This window comes from Protofrankia sp. CiP1_Cm_nod2 (genome assembly GCF_920664355.1).
Classification (GTDB): Bacteria; Actinomycetota; Actinomycetes; order Frankiales; family Frankiaceae; genus Protofrankia.
Genome location: NZ_CAKKTL010000036.1, coordinates 1465 through 4633 on the forward strand (window position 1 = coordinate 1465; position 3169 = coordinate 4633).

A 3169-nucleotide genomic window follows, 5' to 3' on the forward strand; every position below is an offset into this window, starting at 1 on the left:
TCCGACGGATCCGTAGATCAGATAGAATCTTGGCTGTGAGTGCACGGTTGCGCGGCCTGGTGCCACGGCGGCTTGCTCCCATCGTCGCGGGTCGGATGCTCGAGGAGCCGGTGGTCCTTCTTCAGGGCCCCCGGTCGGTGGGCAAGTCGACCCTGCTCAGAAACCTCGCCGGCGCGGTTGGCGCGGAGCTGGTCGACCTGGACGACGTGGCCGTGCGCGACGCGGTGGCCCGGGACCCGGGCACGTTTGTCGCGGGCCCACGACCGGTCTGTATCGACGAGTACCAGCACGTCCCGCTTGTCCTTGACGCGATCAAGGCTGAGCTCAACCGTGACGGCCGGCCCGGTCGCTTCGTCCTGACGGGCTCGGCACGTCACGAGGCGTTGCCCCAGGCTGCGCAGGCGCTCACTGGCCGTCTGCACCGGCTGCCGGTATATCCGCTGTCACAGGGTGAGCTCCGGGGAGCTCACGAGCACCTGTTGGAGGACCTGTTCGCAGACCCGGCCGCCGTGGTAGCCGCGGCCCGGCCGTCGGTGACCAGCCGTGAGGAGTACATCGACAGCGTTACGGCAGGCGGGTTCCCGTCGGCGCTCGCGCGGGCCTCGCTCGCTTCGCGGAACCGCTGGCTCGACGACTACGTCCGGCTCGGCCTCGAACGCGACGTGGGGGAGCTTGCCAGGATCCGCCAGGCGGCTTCGTTGCCGGTCCTGTTCGAGCGGCTGGCGGGCCAGACCGCGCAGGTACTCAACATCGCTCGGGCCGCGTCGAGCGTCCGTCTCGACGAGAGGACCGCGTACAGCTATCTACGGCTGCTCGAGGCGGTGTTCCTGCTTTACCGTCTCCCGGCATGGGGGAACACGCTTACCACACGGTCCACGGCGTCGCCGAAAATCCACATCCTGGACTCCGGGGTGGCGGCTCGGCTGCTGCGGCTGACGCCGCGGAAACTGGCCGCCCGTAATCCGACCACGCTCACCGAGTTCGGACATCTCCTGGAGACGTTTGTCGTCACCGAGCTGCTCAAGCAGGCGTCCTGGGCGGACTGGGTCAGCGGGGCCGGCCACTGGCGCACTCGTGACGGCGACGAAGTCGACCTTGTTGTCGAACGCGATGACGGGGCGCTGGTGGCATTCGAGGTCAAAGCGGCTGGCCGGGTACCGGGTGAGGACTTCGCCCCGCTTCGCAAACTCCGTGACACCACCGGCGACGCGTTCACAGCCGGTGTCGTGTTCTACCTGGGAGCACGCTCGTACACGTTCGAGGACCGCCTGCACGTCCTGCCCGTCGACACGCTCTGGGCCCCGTAGTCGACCGGGGCTGTGGAGTCGCCCCCCCGCGCTGACTGACCGGTTCGTTCGGTCAGGTCGCTGGTTGTCAGGTCGGGAAAACGGATCTCCGTGCGGAGCCCGCATGCCGTCAGGCTGGTGACTGTCAAGATGGCGACTACACTGTAGTCGTATGGCGAGGAAGGCTCCCACACCGGTGCGGTTCGATGCCGCCGTCGCGGTACGCCTACAGGCGTACGTGGCCACCCATCCAGGTCTTTCGCTGTCGTCAGCGGCGAACCGGCTGGTGGACGAGGGGCTGCGGACGACGGAACATCCCGGCATCACCTTCCGGGAAGGGCCGGCGGGCCGGCGGGCGGGCCTGGTCGGCGGGCCTGACGTCTGGGAGGTCGTGCGGGCGGTCCGCTCCGCCAGGGCGGCCGAACCGGAGCTGGCCGAGCAGGGGCTGTTGTCCCTGGTCGCGGACAACACGGGCCTGCCGCCGCGGCTGCTCCGCACGGCGCTGCGGTACTGGGCCGCCTACCCGCTGGAGGTCGATGCCGAGATCGCCGCCGCTGACGAGGCCGAGCAGGCGGCCGAGCGGGCCTGGCGTCGCGAGCAGGACCTGCTGGCCGGATGAGCCACCCCCTGTTACTCGACGAGATGCTCGGGGAGCGGACAGCCGCCCAGCTCGTCGGGAAGGGACACGACGTCGCCTCGGTCGTCGCTGACCCGGCGCTGGTCTCGCTACCCGATGATCAAGTGCTGGCGGAGGCTGCGCGCCAGGGACGTGCGCTCGTCACACTCAACGTCAGGGATTTTCTGCCGCTGGACGCCCAGTACCGGGCCGGCGGACGCTCCCACGCCGGCATCGTCCTGATCTCGACAAAGGCGTTTCCGCAGGACAGAGCCTTTGTAGGCGCTGTCGTGAGCGCACTCGACAAGCTCTTACAGGAGCCGGGCACCCTCGGCCCCGACCAGGTCGTCTTCCTACAGCGGTGATCCCACCCCACGAAACCACTGCCGGCTGACCAGGAGCGCCCGAGCAACGGCGTAGTACCCAGCGCCAGCGAGCCATTTCCGCAGCTGGAGGCCCCCGTCGTCGGCGGCTACCGGAAAATCCTCTGACAGCCCATCAAATAACGCGGATCCCCTCCACAGCCAGCCGTACAGGCCATGATCCAGGAGATTTTGTCGTTGTGTACGCTTTTTGGTCGCAGAAGCGTACACAACGACAAACTTACGCCGATCATGGCCTGCGTGGGTGGTCGCGGGCGGATTTACGCTGCTTGGCCGACGCCCGGGGCTGCCGGGGCTGCCGGGGCAGGCCTCGTCAGACGGTGAGATCGGACGGTGGGATCAGACGGTGAGCGAGGTCAGCAGTGTGTCGATCTGGCCCACGGCCGCGGAGATGCCCTCGACCATGCCCATGGACACGAGTTGCTCCATCACCGCGAGCGTGGGGAAGACGCTCTCGATCGTCATCACGGTGGCCGCCGCGCCGTCCGCGGTGAGCTGTACACGGACGGCCGTGACGGGCATGTCGGGGTTGGGGCGGCCGGCGTCGTCGGCGAAGCCGTCGGTGAACTCCAGGCGGTGCGGGGCGTCGACGGACAGGACGTGCCACCAGCCATGGTGCTTGTCGCCTTCCGGCCCGGTCATGAAGTAGGTGACCGTACCGCCGGGGGCCAGGTCATGGTCGACGACGGTCGCGGGGTAGGCCGGCGGGCCCCACCACCGCTCGAGCTGGCGGGGGTCCTGCCAGACCTGCCACACCCGCGGCGGCGGCGCGTCGAACCGCGCGGTGAGCGTCAGTGTGAGGGCTTCAGGGTCCTTCTGGATGTCGATCACTGGCATGTGCGTGCTCCCCACTGTTTTCGCTGTTTCCGGAGCCGGAGCCGGAG

4 protein-coding genes are annotated in these 3169 nt (G+C 68.6%); 3 read left to right on the top strand and 1 reads right to left on the bottom strand.

Annotated elements, in window-relative coordinates; genetic code table 11:
* Nucleotides 1-35 precede the first annotated feature (35 nt).
* The 3 genes from NBW84_RS06080 to NBW84_RS06090 all read left to right on the top strand — a co-directional run bounded on the left by NBW84_RS06080 (nucleotide 36) and on the right by NBW84_RS06090 (nucleotide 2267).
* On the top strand, nucleotides 36-1307 hold the full coding sequence (locus tag NBW84_RS06080; RefSeq protein ID WP_250282500.1) for an ATP-binding protein: 1272 nt from the start codon (nucleotides 36-38) through the stop codon (nucleotides 1305-1307).
* Nucleotides 1308-1482: 175 nt separating this feature from the next.
* Entirely contained in the window at nucleotides 1483-1905 is a 423-nt protein-coding gene (locus NBW84_RS06085; RefSeq protein WP_250282502.1) for a hypothetical protein, read from the top strand.
* Nucleotides 1902-2267, top strand: coding sequence for a DUF5615 family PIN-like protein (locus tag NBW84_RS06090; protein ID WP_250282504.1), 366 nt, complete (start codon nucleotides 1902-1904; stop codon nucleotides 2265-2267). The genes NBW84_RS06085 and NBW84_RS06090 overlap by 4 nt, the downstream gene beginning before the upstream one ends.
* Before the next feature lie 357 nt (nucleotides 2268-2624).
* Here the strand turns inward: NBW84_RS06090 and NBW84_RS06095 are convergent, their stop codons facing one another.
* Nucleotides 2625-3122: an SRPBCC family protein gene (locus tag NBW84_RS06095; RefSeq protein ID WP_250282505.1), complete on the bottom strand. Its 498-nt coding sequence runs from the start codon at nucleotides 3120-3122 to the stop codon at nucleotides 2625-2627.
* Between the last annotated feature and the right edge of the window lie 47 nt (nucleotides 3123-3169).